This window comes from Modicisalibacter muralis, from assembly GCF_900102945.1.
GTDB lineage: Bacteria > Pseudomonadota > Gammaproteobacteria > Pseudomonadales > Halomonadaceae > Modicisalibacter > Modicisalibacter muralis.
This window is the reverse complement of sequence record NZ_FNGI01000010.1, coordinates 105,936-131,107: the sequence shown is the minus strand read 5'-3', so window position 1 is coordinate 131,107 and position 25,172 is coordinate 105,936. Positions and strand designations below refer to the sequence as shown.

Annotated in this window: 25 protein-coding genes; 9 read left to right on the top strand and 16 right to left on the bottom strand. The window is 59.7% G+C overall.

Annotated elements, in window-relative coordinates; genetic code table 11:
• The first annotated feature begins 65 nt into the window (after positions 1 to 65).
• The 5 genes from BLR92_RS15810 to BLR92_RS15790 all read left to right on the top strand — a co-directional run bounded on the left by BLR92_RS15810 (position 66) and on the right by BLR92_RS15790 (position 6,496).
• Positions 66 to 551, top strand: a complete 486-nt coding sequence (locus BLR92_RS15810) for an Lrp/AsnC family transcriptional regulator (RefSeq protein ID WP_089730242.1) — start codon at positions 66 to 68, stop codon at positions 549 to 551.
• A gap of 317 nt (positions 552 to 868) precedes the next feature.
• Positions 869 to 2,470: an ATP-dependent nuclease gene (locus BLR92_RS15805; protein WP_089730241.1), complete on the top strand. Its 1,602-nt coding sequence runs from the start codon at positions 869 to 871 to the stop codon at positions 2,468 to 2,470.
• Positions 2,463 to 3,533 (top strand): UvrD-helicase domain-containing protein, encoded by a 1,071-nt coding sequence (locus BLR92_RS15800; RefSeq protein WP_089730240.1) that lies wholly within the window; start codon positions 2,463 to 2,465, stop codon positions 3,531 to 3,533. The genes BLR92_RS15805 and BLR92_RS15800 overlap by 8 nt, the downstream gene beginning before the upstream one ends.
• 359 nt (positions 3,534 to 3,892) lie before the next feature.
• Positions 3,893 to 4,915, top strand: a complete 1,023-nt coding sequence (locus tag BLR92_RS15795) for a hypothetical protein (protein WP_089730239.1) — start codon at positions 3,893 to 3,895, stop codon at positions 4,913 to 4,915.
• A 411-nt stretch (positions 4,916 to 5,326) separates the two neighbouring features.
• Complete coding sequence (locus tag BLR92_RS15790; protein WP_089730238.1) at positions 5,327 to 6,496, top strand: MFS transporter; 1,170 nt, start codon at positions 5,327 to 5,329, stop codon at positions 6,494 to 6,496.
• A gap of 141 nt (positions 6,497 to 6,637) precedes the next feature.
• On the opposite strand, the gene BLR92_RS15785 is transcribed toward BLR92_RS15790, so the two are convergent.
• Entirely contained in the window at positions 6,638 to 7,336 is a 699-nt protein-coding gene (locus BLR92_RS15785; RefSeq protein WP_089730237.1) for an aspartate/glutamate racemase family protein, read from the bottom strand.
• A 143-nt stretch (positions 7,337 to 7,479) separates the two neighbouring features.
• Positions 7,480 to 7,752 (bottom strand): DUF1127 domain-containing protein, encoded by a 273-nt coding sequence (locus BLR92_RS15780; protein WP_089730236.1) that lies wholly within the window; start codon positions 7,750 to 7,752, stop codon positions 7,480 to 7,482.
• Positions 7,753 to 8,171: 419 nt separating this feature from the next.
• Here BLR92_RS15780 and BLR92_RS15775 point away from each other — a divergent pair, with 419 nt between their 5' ends.
• Entirely contained in the window at positions 8,172 to 8,465 is a 294-nt protein-coding gene (locus tag BLR92_RS15775) for a hypothetical protein (protein WP_089730235.1), read from the top strand.
• A 97-nt stretch (positions 8,466 to 8,562) separates the two neighbouring features.
• The gene (locus BLR92_RS15770) at positions 8,563 to 9,087 is read left to right on the top strand and encodes an invasion associated locus B family protein (RefSeq protein WP_089730234.1); all 525 of its coding nucleotides are present in this window, start codon (positions 8,563 to 8,565) and stop codon (positions 9,085 to 9,087) included.
• Between the two features lie 112 nt (positions 9,088 to 9,199).
• On the opposite strand, the gene BLR92_RS15765 is transcribed toward BLR92_RS15770, so the two are convergent.
• The 7 genes from BLR92_RS15765 to BLR92_RS15735 form a co-directional block, all read right to left on the bottom strand.
• Complete coding sequence (locus tag BLR92_RS15765) at positions 9,200 to 9,949, bottom strand: M15 family metallopeptidase (RefSeq protein WP_217636603.1); 750 nt, start codon at positions 9,947 to 9,949, stop codon at positions 9,200 to 9,202.
• 7 nt (positions 9,950 to 9,956) lie between these two features.
• Positions 9,957 to 11,234: a TRAP transporter large permease gene (locus BLR92_RS15760; protein ID WP_089730233.1), complete on the bottom strand. Its 1,278-nt coding sequence runs from the start codon at positions 11,232 to 11,234 to the stop codon at positions 9,957 to 9,959.
• The gene (locus tag BLR92_RS15755) at positions 11,231 to 11,737 is read right to left on the bottom strand and encodes a TRAP transporter small permease (RefSeq protein WP_089730232.1); all 507 of its coding nucleotides are present in this window, start codon (positions 11,735 to 11,737) and stop codon (positions 11,231 to 11,233) included. The genes BLR92_RS15760 and BLR92_RS15755 overlap by 4 nt, the downstream gene beginning before the upstream one ends.
• 91 nt (positions 11,738 to 11,828) lie before the next feature.
• Positions 11,829 to 12,869: a TRAP transporter substrate-binding protein DctP gene (dctP, locus tag BLR92_RS15750; RefSeq protein ID WP_089730231.1), complete on the bottom strand. Its 1,041-nt coding sequence runs from the start codon at positions 12,867 to 12,869 to the stop codon at positions 11,829 to 11,831.
• 80 nt (positions 12,870 to 12,949) lie between these two features.
• Positions 12,950 to 13,915, bottom strand: coding sequence for a LysR family transcriptional regulator (locus tag BLR92_RS15745; RefSeq protein WP_089730230.1), 966 nt, complete (start codon positions 13,913 to 13,915; stop codon positions 12,950 to 12,952).
• A gap of 18 nt (positions 13,916 to 13,933) precedes the next feature.
• Complete coding sequence (gene pepN / locus BLR92_RS15740; RefSeq protein WP_089730229.1) at positions 13,934 to 16,582, bottom strand: aminopeptidase N; 2,649 nt, start codon at positions 16,580 to 16,582, stop codon at positions 13,934 to 13,936.
• A 96-nt stretch (positions 16,583 to 16,678) separates the two neighbouring features.
• Positions 16,679 to 17,143: a YbaN family protein gene (locus tag BLR92_RS15735; RefSeq protein ID WP_089730228.1), complete on the bottom strand. Its 465-nt coding sequence runs from the start codon at positions 17,141 to 17,143 to the stop codon at positions 16,679 to 16,681.
• A gap of 282 nt (positions 17,144 to 17,425) precedes the next feature.
• On the opposite strand from BLR92_RS15735, the gene BLR92_RS15730 reads away from it, so the two are divergent.
• The gene (locus BLR92_RS15730) at positions 17,426 to 18,220 is read left to right on the top strand and encodes a DODA-type extradiol aromatic ring-opening family dioxygenase (protein WP_175488835.1); all 795 of its coding nucleotides are present in this window, start codon (positions 17,426 to 17,428) and stop codon (positions 18,218 to 18,220) included.
• A 15-nt stretch (positions 18,221 to 18,235) separates the two neighbouring features.
• On the opposite strand, the gene BLR92_RS15725 is transcribed toward BLR92_RS15730, so the two are convergent.
• Together BLR92_RS15725 and BLR92_RS15720 are read right to left on the bottom strand one after the other, a co-directional pair.
• Positions 18,236 to 18,721, bottom strand: a complete 486-nt coding sequence (locus BLR92_RS15725) for a YajQ family cyclic di-GMP-binding protein (RefSeq protein ID WP_089730226.1) — start codon at positions 18,719 to 18,721, stop codon at positions 18,236 to 18,238.
• Between the two features lie 64 nt (positions 18,722 to 18,785).
• Entirely contained in the window at positions 18,786 to 19,274 is a 489-nt protein-coding gene (locus BLR92_RS15720) for a GNAT family N-acetyltransferase (RefSeq protein ID WP_089730225.1), read from the bottom strand.
• Positions 19,275 to 19,489: 215 nt separating this feature from the next.
• On the opposite strand from BLR92_RS15720, the gene BLR92_RS15715 reads away from it, so the two are divergent.
• Positions 19,490 to 20,974: a RimK family protein gene (locus BLR92_RS15715; RefSeq protein WP_089730224.1), complete on the top strand. Its 1,485-nt coding sequence runs from the start codon at positions 19,490 to 19,492 to the stop codon at positions 20,972 to 20,974.
• Positions 20,975 to 20,989: 15 nt separating this feature from the next.
• Here BLR92_RS15715 and BLR92_RS15710 read toward each other — a convergent pair whose 3' ends face one another.
• From BLR92_RS15710 to BLR92_RS15690, 5 genes are all read right to left on the bottom strand, one after another.
• Positions 20,990 to 21,787, bottom strand: a complete 798-nt coding sequence (locus tag BLR92_RS15710; RefSeq protein WP_089730289.1) for a DUF2797 domain-containing protein — start codon at positions 21,785 to 21,787, stop codon at positions 20,990 to 20,992.
• 29 nt (positions 21,788 to 21,816) lie between these two features.
• Positions 21,817 to 22,077 carry a YeaC family protein gene (locus tag BLR92_RS15705; RefSeq protein WP_089730223.1) on the bottom strand — a complete coding sequence of 87 codons (261 nt, stop codon included), beginning with the start codon at positions 22,075 to 22,077 and terminating at the stop codon, positions 21,817 to 21,819.
• Positions 22,070 to 22,951 (bottom strand): rhomboid family intramembrane serine protease, encoded by an 882-nt coding sequence (locus BLR92_RS15700; protein ID WP_089730288.1) that lies wholly within the window; start codon positions 22,949 to 22,951, stop codon positions 22,070 to 22,072. The genes BLR92_RS15705 and BLR92_RS15700 overlap by 8 nt, the downstream gene beginning before the upstream one ends.
• Before the next feature lie 205 nt (positions 22,952 to 23,156).
• Positions 23,157 to 24,161, bottom strand: coding sequence for a metallophosphoesterase (locus BLR92_RS15695; protein ID WP_175488834.1), 1,005 nt, complete (start codon positions 24,159 to 24,161; stop codon positions 23,157 to 23,159).
• Between the two features lies 1 nt (position 24,162).
• Positions 24,163 to 25,044 carry an NAD(+) kinase gene (locus BLR92_RS15690; RefSeq protein WP_089730222.1) on the bottom strand — a complete coding sequence of 294 codons (882 nt, stop codon included), beginning with the start codon at positions 25,042 to 25,044 and terminating at the stop codon, positions 24,163 to 24,165.
• Positions 25,045 to 25,172 lie beyond the last annotated feature (128 nt).

Below are 25,172 nucleotides of genomic sequence, written 5' to 3'. Positions count from 1 at the left end.
CACCCCGGCCCTTATTGGCACAGAATAGCGAAAAAACATGCTTATCAGGCACAGGATTTCACAACATGCCAGCAATCGATACTTTCCCTGCGTTGGATCGCTACGATCGCCATATTCTCGACATTCTCCAACGCGACGGGCGTATCAGCAATCAGGAGTTGGCCGAGCGCATCGGCTTATCGCCGTCACCCTGCCTGCGCCGGGTGCGCGCGCTGGAGGAAAGCGGCTTGATCGTCGGCTACCGTGCCCTGGTCGATAGCAAGCGGCTCGGCTATAGCCTGATGGCGCTCTTGCATATCTCCATGGACCGCCATACGCCGGAGCGCTTCGCCAACTTCGAGGAAAAAGTCGCCGCCCTGCCCCAGGTTCTTGAATGCCTGCTGATCACCGGCCAGGAAGCCGACTATCAGCTCAAGGTGGTGGTGCGCGATATGGAGGACTATCAGGATCTATTGCTCAACCGCATCACCCGCATCGACGGCGTCAGCGGCGCACACTCGAGCTTCGTGCTACGCCGGGTGATCGACAACCCGGCGGTGCCGGTGGGCTGAGCAGGTCGGTCACATATAAGCGCCACGGAGTGCCGTGGCGCGGCCTGTTATCCTCGACTGTAGCTTTCGTGGAATTATCGATAAATACAGAAAACATCATCCAACTGCTAAATCGTCATAAAAGTCATTGCTCAGTAAAGGTCAACGTTTTAGATTGATTGCACAGATGATTGCTTACGACCAGAAGCTGCCTCTTGGGGCTGGGAAGAATCAACCAGATCGGACGCTTAAAAAGATTGCACTGTTCTCGTATCTACATTTAGCCGCGCGCTCCTCAAGCTGCGCTTTTCGAGACTTTCCATTAAGGGTGGTCAGCATTGATAACCAAGATAAAAGTCCATGGCTACCGGATATACAAAAAATTCACACTGAGCCCCAATTCGAAACTGAATCTTATCGTCGGAGGGAATGAGGCTGGAAAGTCAACGCTCATGGAGGCCGTGGCACTCGCATTAACCGGGCGCGTCAATGGGCGAAGTGCATCGGAAGAGCTCAATCCATATTGGTTCAATACCAGCGTAGTCGCAGAATTCGTGCACAAACGTAGGAGCGGTGAGCGCGAGGCTCTACCGGAGATATACATTGAGATTTTCTTCGAAAACCGCACGGAATTGCAGTCATTATGCGGCGCAATCAACAGTGACGTTCCCACAAACGCCTGTCCGGGAGTATCTCTTAGGGTACTGCCCAACCCTGAATTCGCCGACGAATTGGAAGAATGGCTGAAGGATCCCTTGCCTTTGTTGCCCGTTGAGTACTACATGGTCGAATGGCGCTCATTTGCCGATGAGAAGATCACGCATCGGCCGAGGCAGCTCGTGACTGCGATAATCGACTCTCGCACAGTCCGCTCTTCATCCGGTTTGGATTATCATTTACGCCAGATCCTTAGTGACCACCTTGATCCAGCCGAGAGAGCTTCGATCTCGCTTGCATATCGGGAGGTGAAAGCATCGATGTCTGAGACAGCGCTTGCGGATGTGAACAAGCGAATCGGTGAACTACATGCTTCTCTTCATGACCAGACAATTGCCTTAGAAATGGATCAGAGTACGCGGACCTCGTGGGAGGGGTCAGTTACTCCGCATGTCAATGACGTACCATTCTCAATGTCAGGGCAAGGTCAGCAGGCCGCAATCAAGATATCTCTTGCCATGAGTCGCCATTCTGGAAAGGCGAACTTTGTGATGATTGAAGAGCCAGAAAACCATCTATCTCACACAAGCCTTACGACTCTACTGTCTCGCATAGAGGCGCTAGCTAGTGAACAGCAACAACTTTTCGTAACAACCCACAGCGCATTCGTCCTCAATCGGTTAGGGCTGGACGCACTATTGTTGATTGGGCCTGACTCGGCCCGGAAAATCTCTGAGCTTGATCCTGATACAGTCTCATATTTTCAGCGGCTTCCAGGTTATGACACCCTACGCATGGCGCTTGCGAATAAAATAGTGCTCGTAGAGGGACCTTCCGATGAGATTATTTTCGAGCGCATCTTTAAGGATATATACGGAAAGCGCCCGATGGAGTTTGGGATCGACATACTCAGTATGCGCGGCTTAGCTCTCAGGCGCTGCCTAGAACTCTGTGCAGCGCTCGATAAGCCCGTAGCTGTCCTTCGAGACAACGACGGAATAGATCCCACTGAATTGAAAATGCCTGTTGCAGAGTGGCTTGTTGACGGTCGAAGAGAACTCTTTATCGGTAGTGTGGCGAGCGGCTCAACCCTTGAGCCACAACTCGTATACCACAATAGCGAGGCTAGAATTCGGGACATTCTGAAAATCACTACGGCTGCCGATCTAGCTACGTGGATGAATCGAGAGAAAACGGAAACTGCTCTCCGCATCGCTAGTTCCGATCAGAAGATCACGCCACCGGAATACATACGCAAGGCGGCCGAGTTTATTTATGGGTAACCATCTAACTCTTGCTGTTGCTGGCTCTCGCAAGACCCAAGGAATCGTGGATCATTGCGCCACGCTGCCCCGTGAGCGGCGTGCGCTGGTGGTGACATATACCCAAACCAACCAAGATGAGCTGCGCCGCCGTCTGGCGGTCTATGCCGGTGACCATCAAGGGTTAGAGGTTCTGGGCTGGTACACGTTTTTAATTCACCATTTTGCCAAGCCATTCCTGCCGTTCAAATTTCCAGGTAAGCGTGTTCAGGGATTCAACTTCGACGGCCGACCAATGAGGATGGCCAAAGGATATAGCCGCTTCCTCGATTCGAATGGAGCAGTGTATGCGTGTGAGCTTGGTCGCCTTGCTCATGAGCTAGTCCTCGAAAGCAGAGGGACATTGGTACATCGATTGGAATGTCTCTATGAAGAAATACTAATTGACGAGGCACAAGACCTTAGCAGCCATGACTGGGAGATTATTGACGTGCTCCTTGGGTCATCAATTGACATTCGGATGGTCGGAGACATCCGTCAATCTGTGCTCGCGACTAATCCCCGCAGTGCTAAGAATAAAAGGTATGCATATGCCGAAGTGATTGGATGGTTTCGCGAGCGCGAAGCCCAAGGGCTCCTTGAAATTATGCAAAGCGCCACGACATGGCGTTGCCATCCCGATATCGCTTCTTTCTCTGATACCATATTTGATGCTAGCTGGTTGTTTCCAGTAACCGATTCGAAGAACGACACAGTTACAAGTCATGACGGTGTATTCCTCGTTTATAAAAGAGATGTCGAGGAATATGTGGTTAAGTACAAGCCTCAGTGCTTGCGTCATTCAGCCAGTTCCGGCAAGGAATTCAATCTCACCTTCCTGAATTTCAAACTCTCTAAAGGCTCAACACATGAGCGAGTGCTCATTGTGCCAACGCGTGGGATACTCCAATTTTTGCAGACTGGCGCGCACTTGGAGCCAGGCCCGGCGGCGAGTTTCTACGTTGCAATCACGCGAGCAAAACAGAGTGTCGCGATCATAGTCGATGATCCGGGAAACTCATCACTTCCCTACTGGCAGCCATAGAATCAGTTTTTGAATCGGCCTACTTTCTATAGGCACGTTAGAGTGTCTTCTTCTGGCCGAATGAAGAACAACAGTCTATGGTTCAGAGAGCGCTGGGACAGTCAACGACCCAAGGCGGACCTTGCGGAAAATATGCCCGCACATTTATTTGTATTGCGCTGCCAAGCAATGCTTAATTTTCAGCAGGGTCAGTGGCTTATGTGCGAATTTACGCGCTCCTTTATTGACTTAAGCGTGCCAGCTCGATAAGCCGATAACAGAGCGCGCAACCTAATCCCTGTTGGGCCGTAGTAAAGTTGAACTCTTTTTGGGAGCCGGGCGTACAGTCTAGATATTGAACGCAAAACAGGAGAAAGCCAATGTATACGAAGAATTATATGGCTAGTACTATAGGGTTAATAGCGCTAATAGCTGCTGCAACCTATGGAACACGTCCGGCTCAAGCTGCCCTATTTGAGAGTTACCAAGCTGCACTCCATGCGTACTTTTACCAGTACCGCGCTCTTCCCATAATATTACCGACTGATGAAGAGCCTGGCGATATATACTTGAACCCATACGAGGGATTTCTAGCAAGAAAACATCTGTGCTTCGCCGGTTTGAATCCATCGATGTCGACGACGGTACTCGCTGACGCAATAGACACCCGAAGATACGCAGTTAGCGGTGAGCTGCGAAGCACACTGTACAAAGTAGCGGATATTGGTGTTGATGCTAATATCTCGATCTCCGATGCTGTGGAGTTAAGGTTTACGGGCGCCAGAGTGGAGAGATTTACTCAGGGCATTATTGAGAATGCCCTGGCAGATGCCAATCCTGAATGTGACAAAAAGTTACAAGAAATAAATGAACGAGGAGAAGAGTACTCATATCAGGAACGAGTTCCGTGGGTTCTTAGAGATGTAGTCTCAGCAAAGTTTCTATCGAGACTACGTTTTCAGAGAGATATGGGTGCAGCTGTAGAGGCACAGGCGAATAGGAAATTCGCCAAAATGGTATCTGATCTTGGTGGGACTATTTCAGGCGATATAGAAAGTTCTGGAAATATAACTATTGCGGCTGACTCTGCTTTTCCTGTCGCGTTTCGGCCAGCATTTATTTCACGCGAAGATATCGATCGATTACTGGCAATGGATGATCCAAGCCTGTGGGAGAGCCTCAAATCCGCCATCTTTGGCGACGGTGCTGCACGAAATGAACTCAAGGATATCCGAAGTAAGTTTCCGGATGGCGAAATTCCCCTTCTCTCAGAGATGTACGAACAGATGGGATTAGGACCTAGTGTTACTTTTGATCTTGAGAACGAAGAACATGTAATTTATTTTAAGCGAAGAATCCTCCTGTTAACGATGGCATGGGAATTGTATGGAGAGTACTACTAGTGTCTATAGGCGCGCGCTCAACAAGGGCGATTGAGTCCAATGCTTGGCAACTCTCACCTTTGCTACCGCTCCGGTTGTTCGCCGTCTAGCGCGGCTCATCACTAACGTTACATGAGCACATTCTGAATGTCCGCTTATGGCCGTAAGCTGCCGAAGCCCCAAAAACGCCCCTCGGTGCAACTCAGAAGAAGCGCTTGATCGTGGGAGCGTGTGGCTATGGTCGAAAATAGCCGCAGGAAGGGCTCAGATAGCTCCTAAGCGACCAAGCTCCTCTACGATTCCCTTAGCCATCTTATAGTAAGCCAAGCTTGGCTTGCCCCGCCGGTCCATGCTATGTAACCAAGGTGCAATCAGCTTACCTGGTCGCATTTCGCTTTAGTCCCCCTCGCAACCACCACTTGAGCCCAACGCATGGAAGCCACCACCGTCGATAACGCCCAGCCCCAATCCCAGCCCGGACGCTTGACGGGCATGAGTTGGGCGCACTTTCTTAACGATGGTGCCGCCAATTACCTGCCAGGGGTGCTGCCGGCGATTCTGGTTTCGCTGAACCTGTCGGTGGCGTTGGCGGGTACGATCATGGCGGCGCTGCTATTGGGGCAGGCCTTGCAGCCGCTGGTCGGCCTGCTCGCCGACCGGGTGGGCGGGCGCGTGATGATCACCTGTGGACTATTCGGTTCATCGCTGGGTGGTGCGTTGATCGGGTTTGCGTCGAGCTTTTGGTCGCTGGTGCCCGTGCTGATGCTGATCGGGGTGTCCAATTCGTTCTTCCACCCTCAGGCGCTCGCTGGCGTGCGACGATTGGGCGGTGACAAGCCCGGCACCGCCATGTCGATATTCATGGTCGGCGGCGAGGTGGGGCGCGGCGTGTGGCCGGCCATCGCCAGTTGGGTCGTGGTGCAGTGGGGGCTGGGTTATCTATGGGTGCTCGCCGTGCCCGCCCTGCTGACACTGCCGTTTCTCACGCAGTGGGCGCCCAAGCTGCCCGCCCGCGCGGCAAATGCCGAGCCTATCGCCTGGCGCCAGCACGCCGGGCCATTGTCGCGGCTGGTAGCGTTCTCGACGCTGCGCTCGTTGATGATTCTTTCTGTGGTGACGTTCGTGCCCTTGATGTGGACTCAGGCTGGCGGCTCGCTGACCACCGGAGCCAGCTTCATCACGGTGTTGCTGGTGATCGGGGTCATCGGCAATATCGGCGGTGGACGATTATCCGATCGGCTGGGCCGGCGGCCGCTGCTGATCGCGGCCATGAGCCTGTCGGTCGTGATGCTCACGGTCTTTCTGTTCGCCAGCGGCGTCTGGCTGTGGATCGTATTGGGTATTCTCGGTATCAGCCTATTCGCGACGCTGCCGCTGGGCATCCTCATCGCCCAGGATATTCTGCCCGAGAATCGCTCGCTGGGCTCGGGGCTCGCCCTGGGGCTTTCCAACGCACTGGCGGCGCTCGGTATCATGGCGCTCGGCCCGGTCGCCGCCGTGTGGGGGCCGTCCGCTCCATTATGGGTGGCGCTCGTCGGTGGCATCATCAGTGTGCCGCTGGCGGTGGGACTGCCGGAGCACGAACGTATCGGCTTTGCCTGAAAACTGACTGCTCTCGATCATACGGCGTTAAAAATTAGCTCAAAGTGCTCATTTACATCTCGTAAACTCCGCTTTTTCGCTAATTTTTGCCTTGTCTGACCTTCGCTCGCCGACTTTTCAAGCAAAGCCCAAGAGGCTGGATCAGCTTTTATCCTGTGCGAAATCCAGCGCCGCTTGAACGTGTAGTTCGGTGGTGTCGTACAGAGACACGCGGGTATGCGCCTGCTGAACCAGCATGGCGATTTCGGTGCAGCCGAGAATCACCCCTTCGGCGCCCTGCACGCGTAGCCCATCGATGATTCCCAGGAAGCGCTCGCGCGAGGCATCCTCGATCGCGCCATGCACCAGCTCGTTGAAGATGATGTCATGCACGACCTCGCGATCCGGCGCGTCGGGAGTCACGACCTCGATGCCGAAACGGTCACGCAGCCGATCGCGGTAGAACGCCTGCTCCATGGTGAAGCGCGTGCCCAGCAGCCCCACGCGCGACACGCCATCCGCCACCAGACGCGCGCCGGTGGCATCGGCGATATGCAAAAGCGGGATCTCGATGGCCACCTCGATCTCCGCTGCCACCCGGTGCATGGTATTGGTCGCAATCAGAAGAAAGTCCGCGCCAGCCGCCTGCACCTGACGCGCGGCCTTGGCCAGCACGCGCCCTGCTTCATCCCAATCGCCCGCGCGTTGCAGTGTCTCGATCTCGGCAAAATCGACGCTCAGCAGGCAGATCGGCGCCGAGTGGAAGCCGCCAAGCCGCGCATTTACGCCCTCGTTCAACTGTCGATAATAATCTTGCGTCGACTCCCAACTCATTCCACCCAGCACGCCAATCGTCTTCATGGTCGCTCCTCGTGAATGCATTCTTTGCGGAAGTATTTACCCAGCTTCGTTCATCTCGGCGATCAACGAAAATAGATCGGGCCGTCCCTGGCCCTGCCTACGGTGATACGTTGCCACGGCCGCCTCCCGCGACCGTGGCCTCGCTAAGCCAATGTCGCTCCACAGCTTGGACAGAGCTTCTCCGGATGGGCAACGCTCTCGGTCATTTGTGGGCTGTCATGAGCAGGTTGCGGCTTCGACGCTGTCGCCGTGTCATCCTCGGGATACAGCGGCCTGACAAAGCCCTGCTCCACATGCAGGCCAATATCCTTGAGCAGATGCGCATCCAGGTGCGCCAGCGCGCTAACGTTACGCTGGCGATGGCGCATCTCGCTCAATGTTTCGAGCGTGCGGCGAAAAAGTGTCGATAACGGCATGTTACGGTCTCCTTGGTGGAGGCCGGGACCTTATCGGGGAGGGAGGATCGACATCGGGATCATCGTGGCCGCGGTAAGATCCGCGGCCGGTGAGTCAGACTCGGTAGGCGACACGCGGACAGGCGAAGACTCGCACGTCATGATTATTCATGAGTACGGAGACGTTGCCTGGCTCGGTCCACACCGGGGTCATCATCATTTTCGGTTCCAGAACGACTTGCATGAAAACTGGCTAATGCAGCCAGCACTCAATCAGTAAAGAAGGTCCCAGCGAAAACGTCAAGCGATTTGATCATCCACGCTCGGCCACGACAGGATGTCGCGGTGGGCACCGCAAATGCTCTACCATACGCGGGGCGTCGCATCGGCGGGCGCCGCATAGCCGATAACGCGAAACCACACCGCTAGGGACTGGCTACATGGCTGAAAACGGCTTCTTCAATTGGCTCGGCGAGAGCCTCGGCGACGCGATTCGCTTCGTCGTCGACCTGCTGTCGAGCATCTTCGCTGGATTCGGCGGCGCCGTGCATGATTTCATTGAAGGGCTGACCGGTTCGCTGGGCATGAGCCCTTCGCTATTCGGCCTGATCGTACTGCTCATCGGATTGCTGCTACTTTACAAGGGCATCCGCGCCTTTATTAATCATGCGATCGTTGGTGGCTTGATCTGGACACTGCTTGGGCTAATAGTGTTGAGTTGGCTAATCGCCTAAGTACCAGCCTTTCATTCCAGACAACGCACGGACAATCATGACGAAACACCTCAGGTCACGTAAAATGTATGTAGACAACAACCAAGGATGGCTCGCCATGCACTATCGCTTCGCATTACGCTCCAAGATGTTGATGCTGCTGTTTTTAAGCCTGCTTGCGCCGATGGCAGTCGCCCAGCAGCAGCCGGCCAGCGGCCCCGAGTTCAGCTCGGAGCAATTCGAGGATTGGGAAGTGCGCTGCCCGACGAACGCCCAACCGGCCATCTGCGAGATGACGCAGTTGGTCAATAACCCGCAAAGCGGCCAGCCGATCATGCGCGTGATCATGGCCTACCCGCAGGAAATCGACACCGCCGCGATGATTTTCCTGCTGCCGCTGGGCGTTCGCTTGTCGCCGGGCCTGCAATTGGTCGTCGACAACGGCGAACCGATCAACTTCCCGTATCAGGTCTGCCAGCAGCAAGGTTGCCGTGCCGACTTGCCGATTTCCGAGTCCCTGCGCCAGCGGATGCGCAACGGTAGCACGGCGACGGTAAGCGTCATCGGGCCACGCGGCAATCGCCTCGATCTCCCGGTGTCGTTGCAGGGCTTCACGGCCGCCGACGATAGCATCTCCGGCTGAGTTCGCAGCCGAACCAGCCATCGCCAGCTAGCATAAAGGGGCCGCTCGAAAGAGCGGCCCCTTTATCGTCTTGCAGCTATCGGCGCGTCACACCGTCAGCGCCTTTGGTTGCTCACAATTGCCGACGCCAGTGATCCTCGATGCTTTCGAGCTCGATGGGGCCATAGAGCGCGGCGTTTTCGCCGCGATACCAGGCCCATAGTTGGTCGCCGAAATCGTAATGCCACCACTCGCTAGGCAGATTGGTGAAGCCGGCCTCGCTCATGGTGTGATAGAGCAGCCGGCGATTGTCGCGTGCCCGACGCTGGGCATCGTCGGCCGGTGCGTGGCATTCGAAATAGTCGCTATGCGACGCCGGCACCGCTTCATCGAATGCCGTTCCCATGTCCAGTTGCAGCCCGTTTTCATCGCATAAGGTGACGTCCACCGCGCCCCCGGTCAGATGGGGGCTCGGCGCGGCGGGGTCACGGCTGGGCAAGGACACGAACTCGCGCGTGCGGGCGAGCAGGCTTTCATCATCCAGTTCGCCATGCCTAGCGCGAATCGCTGCGAAGAGCGTATCGAACAGGTACTGCTGGACTCGCCACGGTCGCCAGGCATCCAGCAACACCAGCGACAACCCCTCGGGCAACCCACGGGCGGCCTGCAACAGCCGGCGATGCACCTCGGGGCGTACATGGCATTCCGCAACGGCGCCCGGGATGCCGCGCTTGGCATAAACGGGATAGATCACGACGGGCGGCGGTACCAGGCTCATCGGCACCAATGGCGATTGGCAGCCCTGGATGGGCAACGCAGTCACCTGAGACCAATCGGGTTCCGGTCGAGTGGGAATGGGCGGGTAAGTCATAGCCAGATTCATGTGCTCATTATCCCAATAAGGCCGGTAGCCAGAGTGTCAGCGCGGGGAAGAAGATCAACAGCAGCAGTATGCATAGCGCAACCAGCACGAACGGCCAGATGGTCCGGAACAACGAAGTAATATCGATTCGACTCACTGCGGCGGCGACGAACACACAGGCACCCATCGGTGGCGTGATAAGCGCGATGGTGATATTCAGCGTAATGATCACCCCCAGATGCACCGGATCGATGCCGGCGATCATCGCCACAGGAATGAAGATCGGCGTGAGCAGCATCAGCGCCGAGACCTCTTCCATGAACATACCGGTAACGAAGGTGATCGCGCTCAACACCAGCAGCACCATGACCGGGTTGTCGATGTAAGGCGTCAGCAATTCGACGAATTGCGCGGGCACCTGCGCATAGGACAAGAGCCAACTGACGATGGCGGATACCGCCATGATGACGAATATCGCCGAGCTGAGCTTGGCGGTCTCGCGCATCGCCACCCATACCCGAGCGAGTGGCATCGAACCCATCATCAGGCCGAACAATGCCACGTAGGCAACGATCAGCGCGCCAGACTCGGTGGGTGTCACGAAGCCCAGCACAATGCCCGCAACGATGATGAACGGCGCGACCAGTGCCGGCATGGCACCCAGCATCGCCGAACCGAACTCCTTGCGTGACGGGCGCTCGCTGCGTACCGACAACTGCTTGCGCCGGGCATACCAGGCATTCATCAGCATGAAGGCCCCGCCAAGCAATAGCCCCGGAACCACACCCGCCAGGAACAGGCTGCCCACCGAGGTGTTGGTCAGGGAGGCATACAGAATCATGAAGATGCTCGGCGGGATGATCGGCCCGATCAACGAGCTACCCGCGGTCAGCCCCGCCGCGAACGACGTGGAATAACCTTCCTTGCGCATCGCAGGCACCAGCAGTGGCCCCAATGCCGCGGTGTCAGCGACCGCCGAGCCATTCACGCCGGCGAAAAACACGCTGGATACCACATTGACGTGACCCATGCCGCCGCGCAGATGACCGACCATCAAGCGCGCCAGGCGCATCAGGCGTTCGGTCAGTCCGCTGGCGTTCATCAAGTTGCCGGCAAGAATGAACAACGGAATCGCCATCAGCGAGAACACATTGATTCCGCCGAAAAACTGCTGCGGCGCTATGCGCGCGATCATCGCCGGATCGACGAACAGAAACCCCACCAGCGCCGTGGTCAGCAAGGCGATAAACAATGGTAGACCCAACAGCACATGAACGAGAAACACACCCAACATGGTCCAGATCATATGCCGACCTCCTCGAGCTCGGTGCGCAAGGCCCGAGGGCCGTGACACAAAACCTGCCAGGTCAGCAGTGCGAAACCGACCGGTAACGTCATGAGCGGAATGGCGCGACTAATCCCCAACCCCATGGTGGTGAACATCGACGCCGACAAGGCGTATTGCAGGCTCAACCAGGTCGCGGCACCGGCCAGAAACAGCGTCAACAGCCATTGATAGAAAACCAGCACCTTGACCAGCTTGGGTGGCAGCAGACGCTCGATCAGCGACACGCGCATATGCGCGCCTTCGACCCAGACGGCCCCCAGCGCCAGCAGTACGGTGGCGATAGTCAGAAAACGGGCCAGCTCGTTCATCCAGATGGGCGCTCCGCCCAGCACATAGCGGGTCAACACGCCATACAGAACCACCAATACCGTTGCCAACATCAAGGAACTGGCGATCCACAAGGTAATGCGGCGGGAAAGGGTCAGCGACCGCTCGCGCCACACGGCAAAACCGTTCGTCATGATCGTCTCGCAAGCAAATCATCGGAGGGTATCGGCGCTGACTCCCGGCTGGAGCCAGCGCCGACCTATCACGGTCGAGAAGCGCGCAAAATCAGTTTGCGAGCTTCGTCATGCCAGCGTCTTCAAGCGCCATGTCGATCCAGCGCTGTTCGATGCCCTGCTCTTCGGTGAGCCAATTCAAATAGGCTGGCTGGCCCTGGGTGCGCAACGCCTCGAGATTGGCGTCGGTGGGGTTGATGATTTCCATGCCGTGTTCCTTCAGGAAGGCAAGGCGCTCGCCTACCTTGGCCTGGTTGGTCACGCGAGCCATCTGGTTGGCCTCGTGGACGGCCGACATCAGCGCCTTGCGGTTCTCATCGCTGAGGCTATCCAGAAGCTGGCCATTGGCCACCAGGAACTGATCCGAATACTGAATGTTGGCCAGCGTCAGGTATTTCTGAACCTCGTACAGGCTGCCCAGGATGATGTACATCGGCGGATTCATCTGGCCATCGGCCACGCCGGTACGTAGCGCCATGTAGGTTTCCGTCCAGGGAATCGGCGTGCCGGAGGCGCCAAAGGCCTCGTAGAGCGCGACCTGGCTAGGATCCATCGCGCGGAAGCGCAGCCCCTCGAAATCCTCGGGACCGGCTATCGGGCGCACACTGTTGGTGAACGCCAGGAAACCGCCCTCCTCGACCACCGCGAGGATTTTCGCGCCATTGGCCCGCTCGCTGAACACCTGCTGAACGTTCTTCCAATAGTCGCCTTCATCGAAGAACTGGCGCGCGGCCTCGAAGTCCTTGAACAGGAATGGAATCGCACTGACATAAATTTCCGGAATCAGTGGCGCCACGCCCGCGAACGAAGCGATGTTCAGCCCCGGTGCATTGATGACCTGTTCCATGCGCTCCTGCTCGCCACCCAGCATACTGTTGGGGTAGAGCTTGAGCTCCAGCTCGCCATCGGTCTTTTTCTCGACCAGCGATTTCAAGGTACTGGCGAACACATGCACGGCGTTCTTGTCCAGATCGGGCGCGCCGTTATAGCTCAGGTTGATGGTTTCTGCCTGCACGGGAGACGCCAGAACGCCCAGACTCAATGCCATGGCGGACCCCAACAGCGTCAGACGTCGAGTGAACCCTTTGCTCATTGTGTAATTCCCCACTTTGTTTTTTATCGAAGCAGACCGGTAGTGGCCCTGCACGGCCACGCTAATCGTGGTCATGTTGACTATTCAATGGGCAAGGCGTTGTCTTTATGTCCACACCGCTCATCGAGCAGCCGGGGGGCATCGGCGCTGAAGAACCGCAAGCCGCGTCGCAGATGCTCCAGGCACGCCTCGACGGCCACCGTCAGCTCACGTCCCTTGCGGCTGGCGATACAGGCACGCGCCTCGGAGAGTATCGAATGGCGCACGGGCACCAGACGGATCTTGCCACCGCGCAGCTCCTCCACCACCGTCAATTCCGGCATGAAGGTGACGCCGATGCCCGAGCGCACGAAGTTCTTGAGTACCGATACCGAGTTGGTGCGCAGGCGCGGCGCCAGGTGCACCCGCTCCTGATGCGCCGCCTGATCGACCATCTGGCGCATGCCGGTGCAGTTGTCGATCATCGCCAACGGCCATTTCGCCACCTCGGCGAGGCTGACCGGCCCTTTTTCCTGCAACAGGGGATGCTGGGGCGGCACGATCAGATCCAGCGGCTGACGGGTTTCGGCATGACTGACGAGCGCCGGATCCTGGGGCGGAGAATAGAGTAGTGCCAGGTCGACCTCGAAATCCCTGACCAGCGACATCGCCTCGTTGACGCCGGCCATGCGTACCTCGAGTTCGATACCCGGGTGCTGTGCCATGAAGGATTGCAGTGGCGCGGAGACCAGGTCGGCGATGAAGCCCTCGCCTACCGCGATACGTACCTCGCCGCTGCGTAGCCCCTGCAACGCATTCAAGCGCGACAGCGCGGCCGATTCGGCGGCTTTCTGCCGGTGGTAATGATCGATCAGCAAATAACCCGCCTCGGTCGCCCGCATGCCGCCGTCGTGACGCTCGCACAGCGCCACGCCGACGTCTTCTTCCAGGCCACGAATCTGCCGGCTGATCGCGGACGCATCCACGTTCAGATACACCGCGGCCCGGCGCACCGAGCCACGGCGAATCACCTCGTACAGGTACCCCAACGCCCTGGCGCTTAGCATTGCCTCATACTCGAAAAATCACTCTGCCAGCGCCTTCTCGACGATCTCGAAGACATTCGGCGATAGGTCCTCGGCGCGAATGCGTTCGAGCTGCGCCTTCATCAGTGCCTGGCGCTGCTCGTCGAAGCGCCGCCAGCGCGTCAGCGGCGTGATGATGCGCGCGGCGATCTCGGGGTTGAGCTTGTTGAGCTTGATGACCACATCGGCCAGCAGCTCGTAGCCCTCGCCGTCCAGACGATGGAAGTTGATACGGTTCTGGTTGACGAAGGCGCCGATCAGCGCGCGCACCCGATTGGGGTTCTTGAGCGAGAACGCCGGATGCGCCATCAGGTATTTGACGCGATCCAGCGCATCGGGCTGCGGCCGGGTGACCTGGATGCTGAACCATTGGTCCATGACCAGCGGATCATGCGCCCACTTCTCGCCGAACGCCCGCAGTGCCGGCTCGGCGATATCGCTGCGCGAGCTATGCACAAGCAAGGTCAGCGCGGCGCGCACGTCGGTCATGTTGTGGCCGGCCTCGAACTGCTGTTGAGCGAGCTCGACACCGCGTTCGTCCTCGATGCTCATCAGGTACGACAGCGCGACGTTCTTGAGGCTGCGCTGCGCGATCTGCTCGGCACTCGGCGCGTAGACGGCATCGGACTGATTCGCCTGGTATATCGCCAGGAATTCGTCACGCAGGGCGACGGCCAGCGACTGCTTGACGAAGACTCGCGCGGCGTGGATGGCATCGACATCGACCACCGGCTGCTGCTCGGCGATATACGCCTCGGAGGGCAGCGTGAGCATTTCGGCGAGTACCGCCTGATCTTCCTCCGGCGCGGTCAACAGGCCACGGAAGGCTTCGGTCAAGCGGACATCCATGACCTTTTCCACGCCATTGCGATGCGCGGCGATCAGGTCGTCCAATGCCAGCATGGCCAGGCGCTGGCCGGCATCCCAGCGGTTGAAGCCGTCGACGTCGTGTTGCAACAGGAACGACAGATCCTCGCGGCCATAGGGGAAGCGCAGCTTGACCGGCGCGGAAAAGCCGCGCAGCAGCGAAGGTACCGGTGCCTCGGCGACATCGCTGAGCACGAACGTCTGCTCCGCTTCGCGCAGGTGCAGCACGCCGCCCTCGCTCAGGCTCTGCTTGCCTTGTGACCCATTCAGGGTCAGCGCCAGATCCTCGCCGGACTTGGTGCCGACCAAACCGATGCGCACGGGGATATGCAGCGGTTGCTTGTTGGGCTGGCCGGGCGTGGCCGGGGTGCGCTGGCGCAAGGTCAGGTGGTATTCGGCCTTGGCGTAATCGTACTCGCCGTGGGCGTCGATCTCCGGCGTGCCGGCCTGGGAATACCAGAGCATGAACTGGGTCAGATCGAGCCCCGAGACCTCGGCCATGCAGCCGACGAAATCCTCGATGGTCACCGCCTGGCCGTCGAAGCGCGCGAAGTAGAGATCCGAGCCCTGGCGGAAAGTATCCCAGCCCAGCAGGTTGCGCAGCATGCGCACGATCTCCGAGCCCTTCTCGTAGATGGTCAGGGTGTAGAAGTTGGAAATCTCGATGTAATGATCCGGGCGCACCGGATGCGCGGTGGGACCGGCGTCCTCGGCGAACTGCGCGGTGCGCAGATAGGACACATCCTCGATACGCTTGACCGGCGCCGAGTTCATATCGGCCGAGAAGCTCTGATCGCGAAAGACCGTGAAGCCCTCCTTGAGCGAGAGCTGGAACCAGTCGCGACAGGTCACGCGATTGCCCGACCAGTTGTGAAAATACTCATGGCCGACCACGCCCTCGACGCGCTGGTAGGCGGCATCGGTGGCGGTCTGCGGATGCGTCAGCACCGCCGCGCTGTTGAAGATATTGAGGCCCTTGTTCTCCATCGCGCCCATGTTGAAATCGTTGACGGCAACGATCATGAACAGATCGAGATCGTATTCGCGACCATAGGTCTGTTCATCCCAGACCATCGCCGCCTTGAGCGAGCGCATGGCGTGCTCGGTCTTGTCGAGGTTTTCGGGCTCGACCCAAATCTGCAACAGCACCTCGCGACCGCTCATGGTGGTGAAGTGATCCTCGACCTTCTCGAGCGACCCGGCGACCACTGCGAACAGGTAGCTGGGTTTGGGGTGCGGGTCTTCCCAGGTGGCAAAATGCTTGCCATTCGGTAGCTCGCCACGCTCCACCGGGTTGCCGTTGGAAAGCAGCACCGGCAGCTGCTCGCGATCGCCGATCACCGTGGTCGAGAAGGTCGCCATGACATCGGGGCGATCCAGATAATAGGTGATGCGCCGGAAGCCCTGGGCCTCGCACTGGGTGCAGAACATGCCGTTGGAGAGATACAGCCCCTCCAGCGCGGTATTGGCGGCGGGGTCGATCTCGACCTCGGTCTCCAGGCGCAGACGATCCGGGGCGTCCTCGATGGTCAGCGTCTCGGCATCGAGCCGATACTCGCCTTCCTGAAGCTCCTGGCCGTCGATGGCGATGCGCTGCAAGGAGAGCTTTTCGCCATCGAGGATCAACGGCAGGCCGGGTTGACTGTCCGGGTGGCGTTCAAGATGCAGTAGCGCCGTGACACGGGTATTCGATGGCGCCAGATCGAACTTGAGCTCGGTATGGGTGATCCGGAAAGCGGGCGGCTGATAATCCTTTAAATAAACCGGCTGCGGTTCAGTCATCGTTCGAGAACTCCTGTGCAAGATTACCGAGCATTGTACGGTGCCCAGGGCAGGAGTCTCAAAGGCATGTGCGGCTCTTGGCCAGGCAACGCGCGATCAGCGCCCCACACGCTCCGTGGAAAGGCGCTGTGTGGAAAGGCAGTCGGCGGCGGGCTCGATGGCCGAGGGTGCCACGCCGCGCTCTGGCGTCAGCCGGCGTGGCTCGGGCCTGGTGACGATCCATAGCGCCAGCAGGGCGAGACCGACGACCAGCATGCCGCTTAGCCATAAGGAATCGACGGTGAAGACGATGATCGCCGCCGACACCGCCAGCATGCCAGCCGCCAAGCGCTTGGCATGGCGGGGAATCGCGCGTTCGCCCTCCCAGGCGCGAATCGGCGGGCCGAAGCGCGGATGCCGACGAATCCACAGCGCGAAGCGCGGCGAACCCTTGGAGGCCAGCCATACCGCCAGCAGCATGAAGCAGGTGGTCGGCATCAGCGGCACGAACAGGCCCACCACGCCCAGGCCGAAACTGACACCCGCCAGGCTGGCGTACATGGCATGCTGTAGTTTCGGCATCCGCCTCCTCCGTTCGTTGCGGTCGCTACTGGACAACCGCCCTCATTACAGCCCAGCCACTCGACTTACTGCCAATCGATCAGCTTAATGAAAGTAGATACCCCTATAGCAAGACTAGGCAACCTTAATCGCCACGTCATCTTCGTACCGTCAGCCCTGCGGCAACGTTGCCCGGCGGTGAACGGTCTATTGCCATTGCCTCGGCTAGTTCCCGGCGGTGGATGCGTTAGGCTTGCGGTCAATGGGCCGAACCGATTGGCCTGCCTGACGGGAGAGCGTCACATGCGCAACGTACTGTTCATTTCCCATGGGTCGCCGAGTCTGACCATCAGCGAACACCCCGCCCGCGATTTCCTCGTCGAACTTGGGCAGCGCCTGCCGCGTCCGCGCGGGGCGCTGGTGGTATCGGCGCATTTCGAGACACCGACACTCACCCTGGGTGGCGCCGCCCAGCCGCAGACCCTGCACGATTTTCATGGCTTTCCACAGGTGATGTACCAGCAACGCTACCCGGCGCCAGGGCTGCCCGACATTGCCGAGCGGCTTTCTGCACAGTTGTCGGCCCACGGCATCGAGGCGCGGGTCGACTCAAAGCGCCCGCTGGATCATGGCATCTGGTCGCCGCTCTCGCTGGTATGGCCCGAGGCCGATGTCCCGCTGCTGCCGGTCAGCGTGCCGATGGCGCTTGGCGATAACGAACGCCTGGCACTGGCGGCGCAACTGGGTCGCTTCGCCGAACGCGAGGAGCTCTGGCTGATCGGCTCCGGCTCGGCGACCCATAACCTGGGCGACCGCAAGCCCGGCGATGCGAGGCCCGACGCCTGGGCGCAGGCCTTCCATGATTGGTCGCGTGACGTCGCCGAGCGTGGCGATCTCGCGGCGCTCGGCGACTGGCAACGCCGCGCGCCGCATGCCCGGCATGCCCACCCCACGCCGGAGCATTTCCTGCCACTGCTGATGGCGGTGGGAGCGCTCGAGGGCGCGCCGATGACCACGCTGCACGAGAGCTTCATGTTCGGCAACCTGAGCATGCTGTGTCTGGCGGCGAGCGCTACCGCCGATACACTGGCGGCCTGAACCGAGCGCTAATCATCAGTCGCGGAAATTGTTGAACTGCAGCGGCAGGTCGATCGACTTGTCAGCCTTGAGCAGCGCGATGGCCTGTTGCAGGTCGTCGCGCTTCTTGCCGGTAACGCGCACCTTATCGCCCTGAATCTGTGCCTGCACCTTGAGCTTGGCGTCCTTGAGCGACTTGACGATCTTCTTGGCCAGCGGCTGGTCGATACCCTGGCGCAGCAATACCTGCTGACGCGCGCGCACGCCTGCGGTATCGGCTTCCTGTTCTTCCAGGCAGCCGGCGTCGACGCCCCGGGCGATCAGCCGTCCCCTGAGAATGTCGAGCATCTGGCGCAGTTGGAAATCGGCGTCGGCCTCCATGCTCACGCTGTCGCCCTCCTCGCTGAAGCTGGCGGTCACGCCGCGAAAATCGAAACGCGTGGCGAGTTCACGGTTGGCCTGGTCCACCGCGTTGGTGACTTCGTGCTTGTCGAGTTCCGAGACGATATCGAAAGACGGCATATAAGGGCTCCAGAATGGCAATCGAGACCCGGCATGCTAGCACGATACGCCCCTGGCGAATCGGCTAGCCGGTGGCGCTGAACTCGGCCAGGGGCAACGGCTTTTCCATCTGCCAGGCGGCGCAGCCATCGACGTAATAGTCGTCCAGCCAGCGCTGGGGAAGAAAGCCCATGCGCCGGTACAGGCCCATGGCCACGCGGTTGTCGGCACGCACCTCTAGCGTCAGCTTGTGCATGCCGCGCGCGCGCGCCTCGCCTTCGAGGGTTTCGAGCAATCGCCGCCCCAACCCACCACCGCGCGCAGCGGGATGCACGCAGAAGGAATATAGCCGTGCGTTACGGCTGTTGCGCCGAAACAGCAGCGTGCCGTAGCCCAGCAATCCGCCCTGTTCATCCACCGCGACGAAGGTCGTCGCATTGGCGCGGATGAGTATATGAGCCAGCTGACGGCGGCTGAAACGGTCGCCGTCGAAGCACTCGAGCTCCAGGCGGCACAGGGCATCGAGGTCGTCCGGCCGGGACAGGCGCAGAGCTGGAGACAGCGTCGGGTTCATGACTCGTTCCCCGCAATTAGGCAGCGGCATTGTCAGGTTCGATCCTGCGCTTGTCATCGTCACTCAACATGAAATTATTTCAAGCCAAGGGATTATTGTAGCGCGCAGGAGTCAAGCGCATTCTAGCCGCAATTCGGATCATCATGTTGCATCAACCAACGCTGATTAACCCAGCTCCATAACCATGGCTCTATTGCGAGGCAGGAAGCTCACCCATGTCGCCATTGCGTATCGTTGTCGACCGCGCCGCCGATTGGCGCCCTTATTACCCTTCCGATGATCTGATTACCGCCGCCGACTATCTGGCTCAGGAAACCGTTGGTGAGCAGGACAGCACCACCCACGTGATCAACCTGTGCAGCGGCCTCGACTACCTCGAGACCGGCTATTACGTATCGCTACTGGCCCAGGCGCGCGGGCAACGGGTTCTGCCGACGGTGGAAACCCTCAACCAACTCGCGCGCAAGGCACTGGTCGATCTGCAACTGGAATCGCTGGCGCCACTGATGGATGAGCTCACCCGACGGGGCGCGCTCCAGGGCGACGCCTTCACGCTGCGAATCGTGTTCGGTGAGTGTCTTCAAGAGGGGCTGGGCAGGCTGGCCAGGCGCTTGTTCGAGCGCCTGCCCTGCCCGCTGCTCGAGGCGCGCTTTCAGCGCCGCCAGGGCCTGTGGCGGCTGGCCCGGCTCAAGCCACTGGCACTCGCCGCGCTAAACGGCGAGGAGCAGGACCTGTTCGCGCAGGCGCTGAACCGCCATTCGCGCAAGGTCTGGCGCACGCCCAAGGCACGCCGCCGCTACCGTTACGACCTGGCGATGTTGGTCGATCCCAAAGAAACGCTGCCGCCGAGCAACAAGAGCGCGCTCAAGCAATTCATCCGCGCCGGGCGGCGGCTGGGCATCGATGTGTCATTGATCACCAAGCGTGACGAGAGCCGCCTGGCCGAATTCGATGCGCTATTCATCCGCGAAACCACGAGTCTCGATCATCACACCTACCGCATGGCCCGGCGCGCCGAGCATGAAGGGCTGGTGGTAATAGACGATCCGCGTTCGATTCTACGCTGCACCAACAAGGTCTACCTGCATGCGTTGCTGGGCACCAAGGGCGTGCCGGCGCCGGAGGGCTTGCTGCTGTATCGCGACGATCTCGAACGGCTGCCCGAGAAGGCCGCCGGGCTGCAGTTCCCGATGGTACTCAAGATACCGGATGGGGCCTTCTCGCGTGGCGTGGTCAAGATTCAATCCGCCGATCAGCTCAAGCAGGAAGCCGAACGGCTGTTCGAGTCTTCCGCGCTGTTGCTGTTGCAGGAGTGGCTGCCCACCGAATTCGATTGGCGCATCGGCGTGCTCGACGGCGAGGTGTTGTTCGCCAGCCGCTACTACATGGCGCGCGGACATTGGCAAATTTACGATCATTCGCACGGCAAGACGCGCAGCGGCGCCTTTACCACCCACGACCCCAAGGATGCCCCCAAGGCCGTGGTCAAGGCCGCGCTCAAGGCCACCCGGCTGATCGGCGACGGCCTCTACGGCGTGGATCTCAAGCAGATCGGCGAGCGGGTGGTGGTCATCGAGATCAACGACAACCCCAATCTCGATGCCGGCGTGGAAGATGTCGTGCTGGGGCCGCGCCTGTACTCGAAGGTGATGGAGGTGTTCCTGGCGCGCATGGAGGACCGGCGCCGACATCGTCGCTAACGCCAGCGGCGAGGATTACTCGAAGACGACCTCGTAACCGGTGAACTTGCGCAGGTTGATCACGCCATTATCGAGTATCAGGTATTGCCCCTTGAGGCCCAGCAGCGTACCGGCGATCTCGGGCGTCTTGTCGAGATTCAGCGAGACGACCTTGGTCGGGGCCTCGAGTACCGGGTAGTCGAGCGTCACCGGTTCGGCGTCGAGCACGCGCACGGCATCCAAGCCGAAGCGCTCGCGCAGGTTGGCCAGCCCACCGTCGAGCGCCGCCAGCAGGCGCTCGCGCTCGGCGCGCAGATCGAGCGGCGCGACATCGCCCTTGAGCATCGCCCGCCAGTTGGTGCGGTCGGCGACCTGCTCCTTGAACAGCACCTCGACGAAACCCGACTGCTGACGGGTATCGACCTCGAGTATCGGCAACGCCTGGATCGCGCCCTGGTCCAGCCAACGAGTCGGCACTTGAGTCTTGCGGGTGATGCCGACCTTGAGCCCCGACGAATTGGCCAGATACACCACGTGCGGCTGAAAACAATGGCGCTCGCCCCACTCGGGCTCGCGGCAGGTACCGGCATGAAAGTGGCAAGTCTCCGGCCTGACGATACAGGTATCGCACTGCGCCAGGCGCTTGAAGCAGGGGTAGCAGTAACCCTGGGCGAAGCTCTTGCGCGTCGCGCGACCGCAGTGGGTACAGGCGATCGCGCCGGTATGCGCAAGGCGCAGCGGCTGGCCGAGCCGGGCATTGAGATCGAGGCGATGCTCACCGGCGCGCAGCGTATAGCGGGCCGGTGCGCCACTCGCGCCGGGCTCGATGGCCATCTTGCTCAAACAGCCGCGTAGCGGCGTGATCAGTTCACCCACTTGATGCTGTCTCCCTCATCGCGCTTGGCGCTGCCGCAACCGGCGCTTTCGAGATACCCCACCCGCTGGTTCTCGGGCACCTTGTGTTCGATCTCGTAACGCATTACCGCCTCCAGGCACAGCTCGGTCTGCTCGGCGCTGAGCGTGCCGCCGTCAGGCCACTTGCGCAGTTGCACCGCCTGCTTGAGGCTCTCGTAGATGGCCGGCGTCATCTGCTGAATCATGCGTTCGAAGGTCATATCACTCATCGTCTCTCTCCTTGGAACCTGTGGTATCGGGTTGCTTTCGCGCCCGGCTACTGGCGATCCAGCCCAACACGAGGCCGACCAACAGCCCGCCCAGATGGGCCTCGTTGGCGACGTTACCGAAACCGACCGGCCCGGCGAGATCGGTCATGGTGAAGACCATCCAGCCGAGCATGAAGACCACCAGCATCTGCGGCACGAAAAAGCCGCTCTTGGGCGCGCGCAGCGCCATCAGCCAGACATACCCGAGCAAGGCGTAATCGACGCCCGACATGCCGCCGAACAGCACCGTGCCGGTCGCATACTGGGCCAGATTCGAGACCAGCGCGCTAATCATCACTACGCCCAACAATCGCCACGAGCCTTGCAGGGCCTCGATCTGGCGGCCGAAATACCACAGCCACAGCATATTGAAGATCAGGTGCATCCAGCCAAAGTGCAAGAACGCCGGGGACACCAGCCGCCATAACTGCCCGGAAGACAGCGTATCGCCAAGCGTGCCGACACTGAGGCTGGTGCCAACCACGCCGATCGGCGTGATGGTCATGGCGGCGATCACCAGATCGCCGAATATCGCCATCAGGCCGAAGACCGCCACACACAGCCCGACCAGTGCCGCCGCAACCGGCGCTTCGGCGAGTGGCCCCTGACGCCAGTTGCGCGATGCAAAGGCACGCTTCTCGGCAGGCGCGATCGGCTCGCCACGCTGCCAGCGCGCGATCAGTTGCATCATGTCGTCGTGCTGACGCGGATCGGCCAGCCACAATACCTGGGTATCGTGCTCTTCGGTGAAGTGATGGCCGATACGCTGCGCCCACAGTGCCTTGCGCAAGGATCGCGTATCGATGTCGCGGGGCAGTATCAGCACTTTATGCATGGCGTTATCCTCGTCCCGAGCGGTAATGCCGGGATAATCGCCCCAGCCCATGATCTTTCATCGAATCTTCGCACAAAGAAAAGTCCGGCGGAGGGGGCCGCCGGACAAGAGCAAGGGATCATTCAAGGGAACACTGACTCTGATGGCAACTCGCGGCACAAGTTTCCTACCGGCTCATGAAATTAAGTAATGAATTGTAAAAACATCAATCCAGATCAACTTCCCACGGTTGTTCGCGTGTTCGCATATCGCGTGGAACGCGCACCCAGACGAATTTATCGGCGTTCAATGCCTGCTCGCCATCCCAGCGGTAGGCCACCAGACGGCCGAACTTGACCGCGCTGTAATCGAGACAGGCGATGTTGGGTGCCGGTAGTGCCGGCACGCCTTCGCACCAGTAGTGGCCGAGGAATAACGGCGGTTCGCTGGGCGCGTAATAGGGCAGCTTGGCATGCTCATCAACCGATAGCAGGCGCAATTCGAGATCGCCGGGCAGGTTGTCGGGCTGGAATACCACGTCGCCATAGGTGCGAGGCGACTCGGCCCAGAAATGCGCGCGGAAGGTGCGCCGGGTGAAGCCGTCGCCAGAGTGGATCTCGACGTTGTCGGGCAGGCGCAGGTGAATACCACGGGTCAGCCGTTCGATCACGCGAAAGGCGAAGCTGTCGGGTTCCACCGAATCATAGAGAAAGTCCTCGTCGATGCAACCATCGGGATGGCGCGCCAGAAAGCGCTCGATCAACGGCGCGTCCCAGCAGGCATGCACCACGCGCAGGCCATCGATTTCCAGGCACAGCGGTATTTCCATGAACCAGGCCAGGGTGTCTTCCCATTCGGCCGGATGATCGCGATATTGCTCGAAGGTTTCCTGGACGATGCGATTGTGGCGCGGGGTATGCTCACGCAGCCATTCGCAGCTACTGCCATCGCGGCAGCGGCGACTGTACGACAGCGCGTTGACCTCGTGGTTGCCCATCACGATATAGGCCTGGCCCTCTTCGACCATGCGCCGGGCGATGGTTACCGCGAGGCGAATGCGTGGGCCACGGTCGACCAGATCGCCGAGAAAGATCACCTTGCGTCGCGGGTGACGATAGACACCGCCGCGTTGGTGATAGCCCAGCTTTTCCAGCAGCACGGCCAGTGTCGCTCCACAGCCGTGGACGTCGCCGATCAGGTCATAGCCATCGATGTCGCCGGTCATGCTCATGTCATTCCCCTAGCCGGCTGCTCCAGCCCAGTTTGCTGCGACAGATCTCGTAGTAGTTGTGTCCGCGTGGGTGGATCAGCGTCAGCCGCTGCGGCTTGCGTCGCACGTAAAGCATGTCGCCGGGCTTGGACACCACCTGGGTCTGGCCATCGCAACTGATGTGCGGGTAAGCCTCGTTGATCTCGCCGATGTGGACCTTGATCTCGCTGGCGGCGTCGACGACGATCGGCCGGCTCGACAGGGTATGTGGAAACATCGGCACCAGGGTGATGGCTTCCAACCCCGGGTGAATGATCGGCCCGCCACCGGACAGCGCATAGGCGGTGGAGCCGGTCGGCGTGGCGATGATCAGCCCGTCGGAGCGCTGGCTATAAACGAACTGGTCGTTGACGAACATCTCGAACTCGATCATCCGCGCCGCCTTGCCGGGGTGGATCACCACGTCGTTCAGACCATCGGCGGTGCCGACCAGCGCACCCTCGCGGTAGACCTCGGCATCGAGCAGGAAGCGCTCCTCGCTGACATAATCGCCGGCCAACACCTCGCCGACCTTCTCTTCCAACTCGTCCGGCGAGATATCGGTCAGGAAACCCAGTCGACCACGGTTGATGCCCAGCACCGGCGTGCCGGTGCGGCACAGCGCGCGCGCCGCGCCCAACATGCTGCCATCGCCGCCGACCACGACGGCCAGGTCGCAGAGTTCACCGAGCAGGCGACGGCTGGCCTCCTGCTGGCCATGGCCGAGCAGCACCGTGGCGGTACGATCCTCGAGAATGACGTGATAGCCGTGAGTATCCAGGAAACGAATCAGCCGTCTCAGCGTATCGACAACCTTGACACTGCCGATCCGGCCGATCAGACCGATGTTCTTGAAGGATTTCATGGGCGCTCCCCAGCCACGTCACGGGCCGCTATTATGCGGGCTCAGCCAATACCGGGCAAACACCTCAGCCACGGCGCCATGCCTGTCGATGGCGGCCAACGCGTTGAATACCGCCGCATATCCGCCCA